This is a genomic window from Clostridium sp. TF11-13AC, from assembly GCF_003481065.1.
Lineage (GTDB): Bacteria > Bacillota > Clostridia > Lachnospirales > Lachnospiraceae > Otoolea > Otoolea fessa.
On sequence record NZ_QUKJ01000001.1, the window covers coordinates 793,197 to 808,881 of the forward strand.

Consider the following 15,685-nt stretch of genomic DNA (forward strand, 5'->3'; position numbering starts at 1 on the left):
TTATGCCTCCATTTATTTTCATGCTCCGCAACTGGTTTGTAAATCCACAGCTGCTATTTTTATTGTCCAGTTACTTGTTTCATTCATTGTGATGCATTTCACATCCAGACGCTTTCTTTCTGTGTGTCCGAAAGCACGTTTTCCACTGTATTTCCAGCCATCACGTTTCTTTCTCATTCTCCCGATCTAAGTCTTCCTCTTCAAAACAAACGACTTCGTCCGGGGCATCCTAATCCAGGTCTTCCGGCTCATATGCGTACACCTGTACGCCATCCAGATCTTCTTCCTGCCAGTTATCATCCATCTGAGCGGCAAATTCCTCCGGATCCGGCTCATACTCGCCATGCCTGGAGCTTTCCTCCTTCACAGGAGCCAGAATTGCTTCCACAAAATCACGTCCGCTTGATTTTACAATATCCACCGGAACTTGTAAAGCATTTTGTACATCCGTGCGGGTCAGATCATCCAGAAATGTCTCCTCGCCGCTTCGGAACATGGCGCTTGGAAGCAGCAGGCGGCTGCCAAGCGGCTGTTCCTTTAACTGTGCAATCAGATCCTTTGCCGTGATCAGCCCCGCCACCGTGATCCGCTCACCAAAGAAGTCATTGCGGATCGCATATACATGTACCTTTTTCCCCGGGAACTGGTGGCACACGCGCTCTACATACTGCTCAATATACGGGGCAGCCAGCCGTCCCGTTGCAATCGAAATCTCCTCCGGGCACACCTCGCCAGCCTCTCCCGGATGCAGCTGCTCCAGCGCCTCGGCTATCTCCTCCTCCATCAGGCGAATCATGCCGACCCCATTTTCCAGCTGGATATAGCCATCATAGCGATCCGCTTCCGGAAGCGGGCGCCCGGCGCCCATGTAAAACTCATCGCTGGCGTGAATGAAGTGAATACCGTGTTCCGCATAGATCTTCTTCTGCCATTTCTCTATCAAATCAATGGTATCGCCCAACTGCTCCGGTGTAAACGGCTCAAGCGGATACAGACCATCGCGGTACTTCGAGAGACCGACCGGCACGACCGAAACACTCTGCATCGCCGGAATGTATTTCGTCAGATCACGGATCGAACGGTCTAACTCCGCCCCGTCATTGACGCCCCGGCATAAAACGATCTGACCATTCATCGGGATATCCGCCTCATACAGGCGGTCGATTTTCTGAAGCGCCTCACCGGCAAAGCGGTTATGAAGCATCTTGCAGCGCAGCTCCGGATTTGTCGTCTGCACTGAAATATTGATCGGCGCCAGCTTAAACCGGATAATCCGCTCAATATCCTTATCCTTCATATTCGTCAGCGTGATATAGTTGCCCTGCAGGAACGAAAGTCTGGAATCATCGTCCTTAAAATACAGTGTCTCACGCATGCCCGGCGGCATCTGGTCGATGAAACAGAAGATGCACTTATTCCTGCAGGAACGATAATCGCTCATCAGACCATTTTCAAAGGTAATCCCCAGATCCTGATACTCATTTACGATATCCAGTTCCCACTCCTCGCCGTTCTTCTTGCGGACCAGCAGCGTAATCTCCTCACTGTTTATCTTATATTCATAATCAAAAATATCCTCTATCTCATCTCCATCGATCGTCAGAAGGACGTCCCCCGGCTCCAGCTCCATTTCCTCCGCAATCGAGCCCGGATCGACCGATTTTATCAGATGACCTTTTTTCATTTATAAAATCCTCATTTCAAATATTTTTAAACCCTAAGAATCCAGTATTATATTAACAGTAATCAGCTTTTTTGTAAAGTTGTGCTTCTGATTCGCAGATGCGGATTTTTTGTTTCACAAGAAAATGCGTCCTATGAAATAAAAAATGAAAGCAAGCCAAATATTTGATTTTTTTTGTAATTTTCTCATTTGCTATTGACGTTTCTTATCGTAAAATGGTATAAAATAGTTGTATTATGTCCTGCAAATGGCAGACAAACTTGTACGCTCTGCCCGCATGCATCGAAGGACCTACACTGTTTGGAGGTATAATCATGTCGAATGACTACGTGTTTAATGACACGCTTCCGGTTGCGCCGCTTAAAATTGCCGCACTGGAGAGCTGCCGGGATCTGGCTGAGAAAGTCAACTCCCACATTATCAATTTCCGCCGCAACGATATTGAAGTCCTGAAAAAACGTCAGGAAAATTTACAGTACCGCGGCTATGATGCTGATTCCTACATGCTTGACTGCGCGTGCCCGCGTTTCGGAAGCGGTGAAGCAAAAGGCATCGTCAATGAGTCTGTCCGTGGTACCGATATTTACGCCATGGTCGATGTAACCAACTACAGCCTGACCTACAAAATGAGCGGATTTACCAATCATATGTCCCCGGACGACCATTATCAGGATTTAAAACGTATCATCGGCGCATCCATTGCTACCGCACATCGTGTCAATGTTATCATGCCGTTCTTATATGAAGGACGCCAGCACAAGCGCAGCGGTCGTGAATCCCTTGACTGCGCGATGATGCTCGAAGAACTGATTCAGATGGGCGTAAGCAACATCATTACCTTCGATGCACATGACCCGCGTGTACAGAACTCCATTCCGTTAAGCGGTTTTGATAATTTCATGCCGACCTACCAGTTTATCAAGGCATTACTGAACCATGACAAAACCTTAAAGATCGACAAGGACAACCTGATGGTTATCAGCCCGGACGAGGGCGCTATGTCCCGCGCCGTATATCTGGCAAACAACCTGGGTGTTGACATGGGTATGTTCTACAAACGCCGCGATTACTCCCGTGTTGTCAATGGACGTAACCCGATCGTTGCCCATGAGTTCTTAGGTTCTTCCGTTGAAGGAAAGACCGTTCTCATCATTGATGACATGATCTCCTCCGGCGAGAGCATGCTGGACACCTGCCGCGCCCTCAAAGAGCGCAAGGCAAAACGCGTCGTTGTATGCGCTACCTTCGGTCTGTTCACCAACGGGCTTGAGAAATTCGACGAATTTTTCGCAAAAGGTTACCTCGACTGCGTCGTAACCACCAACTTAAACTACCACACGCCGGAACTTCTTAAACGTGACTGGTATGTAGAAGCTGATATGAGCAAGTTTATCGCTGCAATCATCAACTCCCTGAACCATAACGTATCTCTGGAGAACGCACTGACACCGACTGCGAAGATCCAGAAGCTGATTAAGCGGTATAACGAGGGACAGATGTAATGAGAATTGACGGCTGATAAACGGCTGGAAATTTCAAAAAACTCCTGCATACACAGATGAATGTTCATTCTGTGTATGCAGGAGCTTTTTCTAATTAATCTACTCAAACCGCGATTTGCAATTCAATCCATCCCCATCACAAATTCACCTTCTCCCAACCTCTCTCCAAATACCCATTCATCTTCCGTTTCAGTTCCTGATTCTCCTCCGCCTCCAACAGCGGATCTTTATCCATTAATTTCTTCACTTCATCCGAAACTGCCTTCAATATATCTGCATCTGCAAATATATCTGCTAAATGGAATTCGAGATCACCGCTCTGGCGGACGCCAAATAGGTCGCCGGGACCGCGCAGTTTTAAGTCTTCGGAGGCGATGTAGAAGCCGTCATTTGACTTATTGAGAATATCCAGCCGCTTTCCGGCGTCTTCCTCGCCGGAGGCGTTGACCATGATGCAGTAGGACTGATCTTTTCCTCGACCGACGCGCCCGCGGAGCTGATGGAGCTGCGCCAGACCGAAACGCTCGGCATTTTCGATCATCATAACGGTGGCATTCGGGACATTGATTCCGACCTCGATGACCGTGGTGGATACCAGCACATGAATCTCATTTGCCGCAAATGCTTCCATGATCGCATTTTTTTCTTTTCCCTTCATCTTTCCGTGCAGATATTCCACCCGGATCGACGGGGACAGGGCGCGGCGTAGCTCTTCGGTATAATCGATGACGTTCTCTGCCTCCAGCATCTCGCTCGGCTCGACCATCGGGCAGATGACGTATGCCTGACGGCCGGCGCGGACTTCATTTTCGATGAAACGGTAGGCATTCGGGCGAAATTCACGGTTCACGACACAGTTCTTGATCGGCTGCCGGTTTGCCGGAAGTTCATCGATGATGGAAATATCAAGATCCCCATATAAAATAATCGCCAGCGTCCGCGGGATCGGCGTCGCACTCATGACAAGCACATGCGGCTCGCCGCCTTTTTTGCTCAGCATTTCCCGCTGCGCCACTCCAAAACGGTGCTGTTCATCCGTGATTACCAATGCCAGATTGTCGTACACCACTTTTTCCTGAATCAGCGCGTGGGTTCCAATCACAATATCTGCCTCATGATTTTCAATCGACTCTCTGGCAAGCCGTTTTTCCTTCGCTGTCATCGAACCGGTCAGAAGCACCGGACGATATGTGATTCCCAGCGACGCAAACAATTCGATCATCGACTCGTAATGCTGGCGCGCCAGTACCTCCGTCGGCACCATCAGCGCCCCCTGATATCCATTTTCCGCCGCCTGCAGCAACGCCAGAATCGCCACAATCGTCTTACCCGAACCAACGTCGCCCTGAATCAATCGGGTCATGATATGCCCGCCGGACAAATCGGCGTACACCTCCCGGATTACCTTTTTCTGTGCCCCGGTCAGAGCATATGGGAGGCGCTCTTCCACCGACGCCATTTCCCCAGAAATCGTAAATGGATATGCGCTCTTTTTATCTTCTTTTTTGTCTTTGAGCAGGCGCACTGACATCAGGAACATGAAAAATTCATCAAACACAAGACGTTTCCGGGAAAACATCAGTTCTTCCCGGTTTGCCGGAAAATGGATGTGCTCCAGCGCATAGTTGATTTCCGCCAATCCGTACTTTTCCCGCAGACCAGTCGGCAGATATTCCCGTTCCATCTGGTGCATCGTGAGGGCTTCCGTGACTGCCTTTGCGATCGTCTTATTGCCAAGTCCCTTCGTCTGTCCGTAAACCGGCTGCATAGACGACACGACTTTCGCATACTGTTCCGGGCGGTAGATCTCCGGCTGCTCCATCGTAAGTCTTCCCCTTTTTTTTACCACACGGCCACGGAAAATAAAGCGTTCCCCCGCCTTGAGCGTCCCGCGCAGATAGGGCATATTGTACCATGCCAGCGCCAGTGTGCCTCCGCTGTCCCGCAATCCAGCCGTCGTAACCTGCAGGCGCGCTCCATACCGCACCACATCCGCCGTTTTTGCCAGGATTCCGCCGACTGCCGCGATCGTATCTTCCTTCAGTTCCGCGATCGGCTGCGGTTCCTTAAACTCATCATAAGCACGCGGATAATAATGGAGCAGTTCTTCCACCGTTTCCACGCCTATTTTTTGAAATAGCTTTGCCGTCTTTTCACCGATGCCCTTGACAGCGGTTATATTCTGCTGTTCCATTTATCTCCTCCTGCTTTTCAGAATATTCTCCGGAAAATCAGCCACGCGGACAGTTACCGGACAAAAAATCCGGGAATACATTGGAATGAAAGAGAGGCAGGACGCAGGGATCTCTCCCCTGACCTGCCTCATTTCATACTTATGAATTATTTTGTTTTATACGTCAAATGTTTTATCTGCGCCATCACATAGAAAATTCATTTTCTCGTTATCTGCATTTTCTCAGCCAATAGTGCAGATTCATTTAACGCATTTCAATCACTTTAAACGACCTAAATCTACTCTACCGAAATCATATAATAGTAAATCGGCTGCCCGCCATTCTGGCATTCAAATTCGCAGGATGTAAATTCTTTGCGGGCTTTCTCACAGAATGCCTCTGCGTCCTCTTCCGTGACATCCTCACCATAATAGATCGTCACAAGCTCAGACTCATCATCTACCATCTTACGAAGTGACTCCATCGCGGTCTCCTCGATATTCTTGCCAACTGCCAGCATGCCGCTGTCGCCGATCCCCATGATATCGCCCTCTGCGATCTCCATACCATCGATCGATGTATTGCGGACTGCGTAGGTAATCTGACCGGTCTTAACGTGGCTCATCTCCTCGGTCATCTGTTCCATATTTTCTTCCGCCGTCAGATCCGGAGCAAAATTAATCAGCGCCGTGATACCCTGCGGAACCGTCTTGGACGGAACTACATATACCTTGGTATCTTCTGACAGGCTCTTTGCCTGCTCTGCCGCCAGAATAATATTTTTATTGTTCGGCAGAATGTAAACTGTCTCGGCATGGACTTTTTCGATTGCTTCCAGCATATCCTCCGTACTCGGATTCATCGTTTGTCCGCCCTCGATGATATAGTCAGCGCCGATGCCTTTGAAAATCTCAGAAAGACCTTCTCCGACCGATACGGCGATAAATCCATATTTCTTGCGTGGTTCTTCCTTCTTCTCTTTGGCTTCCTCTTCTGCCTTCTGCTGTGCCGCCAGACGTTCGGAATCTTTGATCAGTTTCTCCTGATGTTCCTCGCGCATATTGTCAATCTTGATGCGGGACAGGGAACCGTAGGTCAGTGCTTTCTGAATCGCCAGACCTGGATCGTTTGTATGAACGTGAATCTTGACAATATCATCATCTGCCACAACTACCAGGGAGTCGCCGATCGTGCTCAGATAATCTTTCAGTTCCTGCTCTGTCGTCTCATCCGCCGGTTTTTCTGCATTGATAATAAATTCCGTACAATAACCAAAACGGATATCCGCTGCCTGCGTGCTTCCGGCACCTGTTGCTGTTTTTGCCACTCCATTTCCCGATACAGACGGAGTAACTGCCGCGTCGATATCCACGACTTTCCCTTTTAAGCCCTCAATACAGCCCTTGATAACCTGAATCAGACCCTGTCCGCCAGAATCCACTACACCTGCCTCTTTCAGAACCGGAAGCATCTCCGGTGTCTGGCTTAAAACATATTCGCCGTACTCCAATACTTTCTCTGAAAATTCAAGTACATCCTCGGTCTGCGGTGCCAGTTCTGCCGCTTTATCCGCCATTCCCTTGGCAACAGTCAGAATCGTACCTTCCTTCGGCTTCATAACTGCCTTATAAGCTGTCTCCGTCGCACGGTTAAATGCGTCTGAGAGAACACTCGTCGTAATGACATCTACCGTCTTAATCTCTTTCGTAAATCCGCGGAAGAGCTGTGAAAGGATAACGCCGGAATTGCCTCGTGCGCCGCGCAAGGAACCGGAGGAAATCGCTCTTGCTAACGCCTCCATCGTCGGATTTTCAACGGCTGCCACTTCTTTGGCGGCTGACAGAATCGTCATCGTCATGTTCGTACCGGTATCTCCATCTGGAACAGGAAATACGTTCAGCTCATTGATCCATTCCTTGTTGGCCTCCAGGCCCTTTGCTCCAGCCAGAAATGCATTCTTTAACATCCCGGCATCTATATAATTCATGCCCACAGGGTTTGTTCCTCCTTAATCTATCACTCTTACGCCTTCAACATAAATGCTGATTTTCTCAACCTTCATGCCAGTAAACTCTTCTACTTTATATTTTACACTCTCGATCAGATTGTCCGCAACGGTAGAGATGCTGACCCCGTATGCCACGATTACGTGGAAATCGATGCTGAGTGCATTGTCCTTGATGGCTACGTTGATGCCGTGTGTCAGGCTTTCTCTTTTAAGCAGTCTTACCAGACCATCTTTCATACTGACAGCCGCCATGCCAACGATACCGAAGCATTCTACTGCTGTCGTTCCGGCGTACATTGCAATTACTTCCGGATCGATCTGGATCGAACCCATTTTATTGTCGATGCGTCCTTTCATATTGACAGCCTCCGTTTCTTTACTTGTTTTTGTTTGATTCGAATTTTATGCCATGATTTTTTACGGGCTGGACATGCGGAGCCGGGGCGGCTCCTGTGTCGGCGCGTGGGATGAGTACTTCACGGGCTGGACATGCGGAGCCGGGACGGCTCCTGTGTCGACGCGTGGGATGAGTACTTCACGGGCTGGACATGCGGAGCCGAGACGGCTCCTGTGTCGGCGCGTGGGATGAAATATATGCGTCTCTCTACCCCGTCATGCAGCTCGATTCCGCTTCGCTCCATCTCGCTCACGGGCTTCGCCCTATGGATAAAAATGTCTGAAATACGGCTTATGTGCAAGCACAACACCGTTTTTCAGCCTTTTTTATCCGCATGACTCATGGCTTACGCGTATATTATACACCACCCACATTAAAAAGGAAATAGAAAATAGACATCTGTCGAAAACTTTTTTTATTTTTTTTGGTTTTTCACTTGCATATTTTCCTATTTTCTGCTATTATACCTTTGTTATGGATTTTAATAGGAAGTCCAATGATCGGTTAAGGAGGTGCTACGATGGCTAAGTGTGCAATCTGCGAGAAAGCTGCTCATTTTGGTAATGCAGTGAGTCATTCACATAGAAGATCTAACAAAATGTGGAAAGCTAACGTTAAGTCTGTTAAGGTTAAAACTAATGGCGGAGCTCAGAAGATGTATGTATGTACTTCTTGCTTAAGATCCGGTTTAGTTGAAAGAGCCTAAATCGAGTTTAACTGGCCTCAGGTGTCTGCCTGAGGCTTTTTTCTTGTTCTTAGCATAAAGAACGACAACAAATGTTGGAAATATGCTTTTTGAGCACATTCCAACATTTTATATAAAACCTTTCCTTCAAAACACCCTAAAACAAGTTCAGCAGCGTTCCATACAGCTTCTCATTTCCCATCACCACCAGCGCCAGTTCTTCTTTTGCCTCGCTGAGCTGATAAAAAAGATGTCTCACATCGCGCTCTGTCGAGCGCAGATATCCCATTTCATCATAATAATAGCGCCCATCCAGCCGATGCACCATGCGATCGACTTCTCGCGTATGGCGAGATTGTATTTCTACGGCAGAATCGGATGGCTTTTCCGGTTTTTCCTGCCAATCGGATTCCTGGCACTCATATCCCTGACGAATGTAATCATTCAGCAAATTAGCTGCTTCTGACTCATCGTTGGCATAAACCACCGCGACATGGGGATAGCGCCGCATTCCGCGTCCGTGCGGCAGGTGCATCATATTTTGTATAAAATAGGAAAGTTCTGCATTCGCACGGATCCGATTCGTCAGGTGGAATGTCTGGATTCCCGGCTGCTCCCCCAAGAGCTTTATTGCACCCAGATCCAATTCTTCCGGCGAAATCATATCCTCACAGTTACTGGAAAAAATAACCGGACGCGTTTTGCCGATCTCCAGCAAAATTTCCAATGTATTGGGCGACAGAAGGTGTGCCTCATCTACTAAGATCGCGCTGTATGCTTCAAACCTGATTTCCGCTCCCGTTTGAACACTATCCTCCGCCAGGTACTCCACCCGCCGCAGCCGCTCATGCAGCACCTTCCACTCTTTTCCCGCTTCACCGCAGTGGATCATGCACACCCGCTGCCGCCCGGAGAGTTTCATCGCAATATCATATAAAAGCAGCGTTTTGCCCGTCCCCGGAAGACCGGTAAACCAGAAATATCCCGTCCGGTCTGCCCGGATTTTCTTTAAAATCTGGCGTTCAATATCCCTCTGCTGGTATGTCAGGAAATATTCTTTCTTTAAGAACCGTCCCGGCTCTGTAAGCGGCGAAATCAGGTACAGCTCCGCCTGAAACAAGTCTTCGATATCGCCTGGATAATCAGCACTCTCCTGCTGCAAATCCCGGCAGAGCTGTTCCCAGTCCGCCTCCACAATGCGGTCATGATTCGTCAGACGCACCAGGCGGTTCTGACTGCTAATATAAGTGTACGAACGAATCGGCTTTCCCAGCGCCGCCAGATAATACCGGTTCTGTATGAGCTGCTTGCGGATCGCCTCATCCGACACCTGTCCGCTCTTTAATTCAATATTTAAAATCTGTTCTTCCTTGATCTGAAGCAGATCAAACTCTTTTCCCAGTCTCGGAATCTGAAAGGAATAGAAAAAACGCAGTGCGTACACCGCCTGTATATGTCTCTCCAACTCCGAAACCAGCGCTTTCATGCTGTCCAGCTCCCATTCCCGTATTTTCAGAAACACATCCCGCCCCGAAAGCTGTCGTTCCAGCTTTTGAAGGTATTCCGTATTCTGATTTCGGGTAATCGTGTAAATAGAGATTGCTTTCATACCACCTGCGTTCCTTTTCGCCCTTTCCAAACTTTATAGATCCCTCTTTTTGCCGCAGCACTCCATGAGCGCCGCTACCACCTTATCCATCTGCAGTGGTTTTGCCAGATGCACATTCATCCCAGCCGCCAGGCACTGCCTGGCATCCTCTTCAAAGGCATTTGCCGTCATGGCAAGAATCGGAATCTGCCTTGCATCCGCCCGCGGAATCGCCCGGATCGCGCGTGTCGCAGCCAGACCATCCATCACCGGCATCATCACATCCATGAGAATCGCATCGAACGTCCCCGGACGTGCCGCCTCAAAGCAGTCTAATGCCTTCTTCCCGTTCTCCACAATCGTGACATGGGCACCCGCATCGGTCAGAAGTGTCTCCGCGATGTCTGCATTCAACTCATTGTCCTCCGCCAAAAGCAGCTTCAAACCGTGAATATCTCCTGACGGCGCTGCTTCCTTAACCGGAAGCTCCTCCGGCGGCGGTGCAATCTCAAATGGAATTTCCACCACAAACGTCGTTCCAATGCCGACCTCACTCGTCACTTCGATGGTTCCGTGCATCTGTTCAATCAGCCCTTTGACGATCGTCATGCCAAGACCAGTTCCCTGATAAACACTGCGCGCATCATTTTTCTCCTGTACAAACGGATCAAAGATGTGGTCCAGAAATTCCTGGCTCATGCCAACTCCCGTGTCCGAGATCGTCCACCTATAGACGCACCAGCCGTCCCGTATATCCTGCGCCTCCACCCTGGTACTGATTTTTCCGCCCGGATGATTGTATTTGATGCAGTTTCCATAAATATTCAGGAAAATCTGGCGCAGATGGAGCTGGCTGCCATAAATATACGGATACGGAATCTCCGCTTTTCTTTTATCATACTCCCATTGAATGCCCGCATCTACCGCGCGCTCGATGATGATGCTCACGATATCGTGCGTCATCTCTGCCAATGAAATATAATCATGTGCCAGAATGATCTTTCCTTCTTCCAGCTTGCTCATCTGCAGCACATCATTGATGAGGGACAGCAGATGCCCCGCCGCCACCTGCATTTTCCGGTGATTTTCCATCAGCATCTCCTTATCATCAAAATGTGCCTCATCGATTTTCAAAAGCCCGATAATGCCATTGAGCGGTGTCCGGATATCGTGACTCATGCGGCTTAAGAAATCTGTTTTCGCCCGGTTTGCCGTCCGCATTTCATCAAATGCCGCCTGCAGGCGCGCGTGCTCCTGTTCATCCCGCGCGTGCATCTGCGACGTATCCTGCAGAAGAATGATCGCATGAACCACCGGCATCTCACAAGAAAGCTCCGTATCAAACACGATCGTCTGCGTCATCAGAACTGTTTTCTGTACCCAGCAGATCGTGCCATCTTCCTCCTGGATACAGTATTCCACGGAAATATGTTTCTCCCCTGCCTCAAACCGCTTCAACAGCTTAGCCGGATCATCTGCTATGCGATAGCTTCCCAAGGTCTCCTGGGTGACCATCTTCATATATTCACTGCAATAATCACGGTAAGAACACGGCAGCGGATAGTCCATAAATAGCTCCCGGCATTCCTCGTCTTTTCCATTCAAGACAACACTCTTCTCCAGAATATCCTTTGTCAAATTAACTGTATATATCATATCCGACAGATCCAGGAGTGCATCCACATAGCTGTCATTTTCCAGAATCGACTGTTTGAGCTGTTCATAATAAAGCGTCAGCTGTTCCTTCGCATCTGCCCGCCCTTCTGAACTTTTCCGGATCGTCTCAAATGCCAGCAGGAAATGATGCAGCTTTCCTTCCTCATCCCAATCTACCGGGATCAGCGTCAGGCGGCTGTAGAGTCCCTGACCGTTGGTATCATACTGCAATTCGAGTAGATCTCCCTCCGCCTGCAGCTTCCCGGAAAGCTCTGAAACCTGCAGGCTCTGGCGGATGTTGGCGCGGTCAGCACGAGCCACCCGTTCCGCTACTATCTGCTCCGCCGCACCGGAATAGCTTCCGTCTGACGCCAGAAAGAAATCAGCACTGGCACGGAGTGCCCGGTAGGTATCCATGTGCGCGTCGCAGTAGAGACAATCCGAAAAGTTTCTCCCGTACCGGTTTAAAAGCTTGAGCAGGTGGAAATCCAGCCGTTTTTCCGCTGCCGCTTCCTCGCGCTTTACATGGTTTTTGTTGATATACATATTTTTATCGGCAAAACTGAAAAGCTCCCGCATCGTGCTGCCCGGAAAATCACTGGCAAGTGCATACCCGACCGCATAGCTGAGCGGCATATCCGGATATCCCTTTGACTCCTCTGTCATCGCCTCCCGCACATGGGTGAGGCATTCCCGCATGGCCTCCTCATCCAGACCATGCGTAACGGCAATAAATTCATCGCCGCCGTCCCGCCCTACGAACTGTTCCGCAGGCATGGACGCGCGCAGGCAGACGGCGAACCGCCTGATGTAGGCATCCCCCGCCTCATGCCCCATGCTGTTGTTGATTCGGCGGAGATTATTCAGGTCAAAACTGCATACTCCCACATTCTCTGCCGCCGGTTCCGGATCATCCAGCAATTCTTCGCATTTATTCTTATTGGGAAGTCCGGTCGCCTTGTCCAAATACACCTTTTTCTGCAGCGCACGGTTCATCGCCGCAAAGCGCACCGCCTTGATAAATTCATATCCAATCAGAAGCATCAGAACAATAATATCAATCGTGATATATTTTTCAATTACCGTCAGCGAGGATGCCTTCCTCTGGGAATACGCCTCCGCCAGTCCCGTCGCCTCATCACAGATTTCAAAGAACCGCTCGCTCTTATCAATGATCTCTGTATTCTCATAGCCGACTTCTCGGACACGCAGGATTTCATCGTGAAGCGCGGCAAAGTAATCATCCAGCTCCTGCATCTTACTCTGAAACGCCCCGTCATCGAGGCGCACCAGCCCCAGTTCTCCATTGCCATTCCGCAGACCGTCGACGAAGGCCTCAATATCCTGAATCATACCATCCTCCGGCTGACCGGAAATTTCCAATTTAATGATACGCTGTGTCTTTCCGCGCACCAGTCCCGCATAATTGACCACACGCGCCGTTCCCTGAATACTGGAGACAATTCCCATCATCACGATAATCAGTGCCGCCAGCACAACCGCCAGCACGCCGATGCAGATCTGTATTATGTTTGAAGTCTTTTTCTTCTTACTCTTATTCGCATTCTCGGAATCCACCGCTCCGTCCTCCCGCAAAAACCCTGGCACGCCCTTTTCCCTGCACCTGCCATCTTGTTATTTTACATCTTATATCCCAGAAAGCATCCATCCTCATGCGACTCAATCCGCCCGACCGCCTGCAGATACGAATAAATAATCACCGTCCCGGCAAACTTCATCCCGCGCTTTTTGAGATCTGCCGACACTGCATCTGAGAGCGGCGAGCTGACCTTGCCTGTCTCATGAATCACCGCGTCTCCTGTCCAGTGAGTCAGATACGCGTCAAAACTCCCATATTCATTCTGAATTTCCCGGAATATCCGTGCATTCGTGACAGCGGCATGAATTTTCAGCCGGTTATGTACAATTCCCGGGGCGGTCCGGAGCGCTTCCTCCTTCGCCTCGTCGTAACCGCACACCTTGTCCAGGTCAAATTCATCGAACGCGGCGCGGAACGCCTCCCGCTTATTGAGGATGCACTCCCACGAAAGCCCTGCCTGAAAGCATTCAAGGATCAGCATCTCAAAGAGCTTCGCATCATCCCGAACCAGCTTTCCCCACTCCTCGTCGTGGTAACGGATATACAATTCATTCTTTGGATTCGCCCAGCGGCAGCGGTGTCTTCCATCGTGCCATTCCATACGTTTATCTCTCCCTGTTCGTCATTTGCTCTCACATTTTTTGCTTATTTATCCTTGTTTTTCATTCAAGAAAACATAACTATGCCATATCTCTCGTTTTGAAGTTCTACATAAGCGGCGCCAGAATCCGCAGCGCCTTCCCCGCAAACCGCCGGATAAACGGATACTTCCGGCAGTTTTCCAGAGTGATTCGCTCGCTCTTTGCAAGTGTTTTCTGGAAATCTTCTTCCACATCCATCACAACCGCATTGCGGAAGAAATAGGACGCGCACTCAAAATGCAGATACAGGCTTCTGAAATCAAGGTTGATCGTTCCGACCACCGCCTTCTCATCGTCGCTCGTAAACATCTTCGCATGGATAAAGCCCGGCGTGTATTCATAGATCTGAACACCAGCCCGCAGAAGCTCCGCGTAGTAGCTGCGCGCCAGCAGGTACGCATATAACTTATCCGGTATATGCGGCATGATAATAATGACCTCCACGCCGCGCTTTGCCGCAAACTTGAGCGCCGCCAGCGTCGTATCGTCGAGAATCAGATACGGAGTCGTGATGTGCACATACCGGCGTGAACGCCCTAAAATATCGAGGTACACCGACTCGCCGACATTTTCCCCGTCGAGCGGGCTGTCCGCATATGGCATCACAAAGCCGCCATAGTCCATGCCCTCCGGCATATGAAATGTCTCCGGACACAGAAAACGGCGATATTCTTCCGCATCCCGTTCCGTCACATCCCAGAGCTGCAAAAACATCATTGTAAAACTGTCTACAGCTTTTCCCTTGAGCATGACCGCCGTGTCCTTCCAATGTCCGAAGCGCACCCGCTGGTTGATATACTCATCTGCCAGGTTCACGCCCCCGGTAAACGCGGTATGACCATCGATCACACAGATTTTCCGGTGATCGCGGTTATTCTGGTAACTCGAGAGAGCCGGACGCACCGGCGCAAAAATCTTGCACTGAATCCCCTTCTCCTGCATCGCTTTCTCATAGCCGTGCGGCAACGTGAAGAGATTTCCCATGCCGTCATACATAAACCGGACTTCCACGCCCTCGGCGACCTTCGTCTCTAACACCTGTAAAATCGCATCCCACATCACTCCGTGTTCTACGATAAAATATTCCATAAATATAAAATGTTCCGCTTTTTTGAGTTCTTCCAATAATACTGGAAACATATCATCTCCCAGTGGGAAATAGCGTACCCCCGTATTTTCATACGCCGGGAAACGTCCGTACTGGTTCATATAGCGGACGAGATTGCCGCCGCTAGCGCTGATGCTCTCATAGTGTGCCAGCACCTCCGGATCCTGTAAAAGGTACGGACGAAGTTTTGTCCCAACCTCCTCGATCCGCCGGTTAATGCGGCGCGTGCCCGGCTGCAGCGTCAAAAACAGATAAAACAGCGTTCCAAACACCGGAAATATCAATATCGGCACTACCCAAGACAACTTGATCGTGCTGTTTCCTTCATCGCTGATAATATAGATCAATATCAGGGCACTGAGTATCGCAGATCCGCCATACATATAGATCAGGTACTCTCTAAACCAGTCAAACCCGGCAAAGAGCACAAGAATCTGTATCAGCAGAAACAGCGTTCCCAGCGTGGTACGACCGAAAATCAGACGCAGCAGTTTTTTCAATTTTTTAAGTATTTTCTCCATTTTCTACCAGTCCATTTCTCTATCTTGTTCATCGGGCATCTGCCATATCATTTAAAACTACAGTGCCATCTCTCATAGTATGACAGATTTTTGCAAATAAAACAAGAGGTCAGCCAGAGAC

Annotated in this window: 11 protein-coding genes; 2 read left to right on the top strand and 9 right to left on the bottom strand. The window is 49.4% G+C overall.

Annotated features, from left to right (window positions below; genetic code table 11):
• Positions 1-18: 18 nt before the first annotated feature.
• Both DXD12_RS15210 and DXD12_RS03640 read right to left on the bottom strand, forming a co-directional pair.
• On the bottom strand, positions 19-177 hold the full coding sequence (locus tag DXD12_RS15210; protein ID WP_182436568.1) for a hypothetical protein: 159 nt from the start codon (positions 175-177) through the stop codon (positions 19-21).
• A 52-nt stretch (positions 178-229) separates the two neighbouring features.
• On the bottom strand, positions 230-1,684 hold the full coding sequence (locus DXD12_RS03640) for a DUF512 domain-containing protein (protein WP_118637421.1): 1,455 nt from the start codon (positions 1,682-1,684) through the stop codon (positions 230-232).
• A 314-nt stretch (positions 1,685-1,998) separates the two neighbouring features.
• On the opposite strand from DXD12_RS03640, the gene DXD12_RS03645 reads away from it, so the two are divergent.
• On the top strand, positions 1,999-3,186 hold the full coding sequence (locus tag DXD12_RS03645; RefSeq protein ID WP_022359714.1) for a ribose-phosphate pyrophosphokinase: 1,188 nt from the start codon (positions 1,999-2,001) through the stop codon (positions 3,184-3,186).
• Between the two features lie 136 nt (positions 3,187-3,322).
• Here DXD12_RS03645 and recG read toward each other — a convergent pair whose 3' ends face one another.
• The 3 genes from recG to DXD12_RS03660 form a co-directional block, all read right to left on the bottom strand.
• On the bottom strand, positions 3,323-5,380 hold the full coding sequence (recG, locus tag DXD12_RS03650; protein WP_118637423.1) for an ATP-dependent DNA helicase RecG: 2,058 nt from the start codon (positions 5,378-5,380) through the stop codon (positions 3,323-3,325).
• A 278-nt stretch (positions 5,381-5,658) separates the two neighbouring features.
• A complete protein-coding gene (locus DXD12_RS03655) occupies positions 5,659-7,353 on the bottom strand; it encodes a DAK2 domain-containing protein (RefSeq protein WP_118637425.1) in 1,695 nt (564 codons plus the stop codon).
• A 15-nt stretch (positions 7,354-7,368) separates the two neighbouring features.
• Positions 7,369-7,725 (bottom strand): Asp23/Gls24 family envelope stress response protein, encoded by a 357-nt coding sequence (locus DXD12_RS03660; protein WP_022359718.1) that lies wholly within the window; start codon positions 7,723-7,725, stop codon positions 7,369-7,371.
• 560 nt (positions 7,726-8,285) lie between these two features.
• On the opposite strand from DXD12_RS03660, the gene rpmB reads away from it, so the two are divergent.
• Positions 8,286-8,471 carry a 50S ribosomal protein L28 gene (gene rpmB, locus DXD12_RS03665; RefSeq protein ID WP_003504147.1) on the top strand — a complete coding sequence of 62 codons (186 nt, stop codon included), beginning with the start codon at positions 8,286-8,288 and terminating at the stop codon, positions 8,469-8,471.
• Positions 8,472-8,607: 136 nt separating this feature from the next.
• On the opposite strand, the gene DXD12_RS03670 is transcribed toward rpmB, so the two are convergent.
• The 4 genes from DXD12_RS03670 to cls form a co-directional block, all read right to left on the bottom strand.
• Positions 8,608-10,059, bottom strand: a complete 1,452-nt coding sequence (locus DXD12_RS03670; protein ID WP_118637427.1) for an AAA family ATPase — start codon at positions 10,057-10,059, stop codon at positions 8,608-8,610.
• A 33-nt stretch (positions 10,060-10,092) separates the two neighbouring features.
• Entirely contained in the window at positions 10,093-13,272 is a 3,180-nt protein-coding gene (locus DXD12_RS03675) for an ATP-binding protein (protein WP_243105339.1), read from the bottom strand.
• Positions 13,273-13,334: 62 nt separating this feature from the next.
• On the bottom strand, positions 13,335-13,895 hold the full coding sequence (locus tag DXD12_RS03680) for a DNA-3-methyladenine glycosylase I (RefSeq protein ID WP_118637429.1): 561 nt from the start codon (positions 13,893-13,895) through the stop codon (positions 13,335-13,337).
• A 106-nt stretch (positions 13,896-14,001) separates the two neighbouring features.
• Positions 14,002-15,543 carry a cardiolipin synthase gene (gene cls / locus DXD12_RS03685; RefSeq protein ID WP_347561359.1) on the bottom strand — a complete coding sequence of 514 codons (1,542 nt, stop codon included), beginning with the start codon at positions 15,541-15,543 and terminating at the stop codon, positions 14,002-14,004.
• Positions 15,544-15,685: the final 142 nt, after the last annotated feature.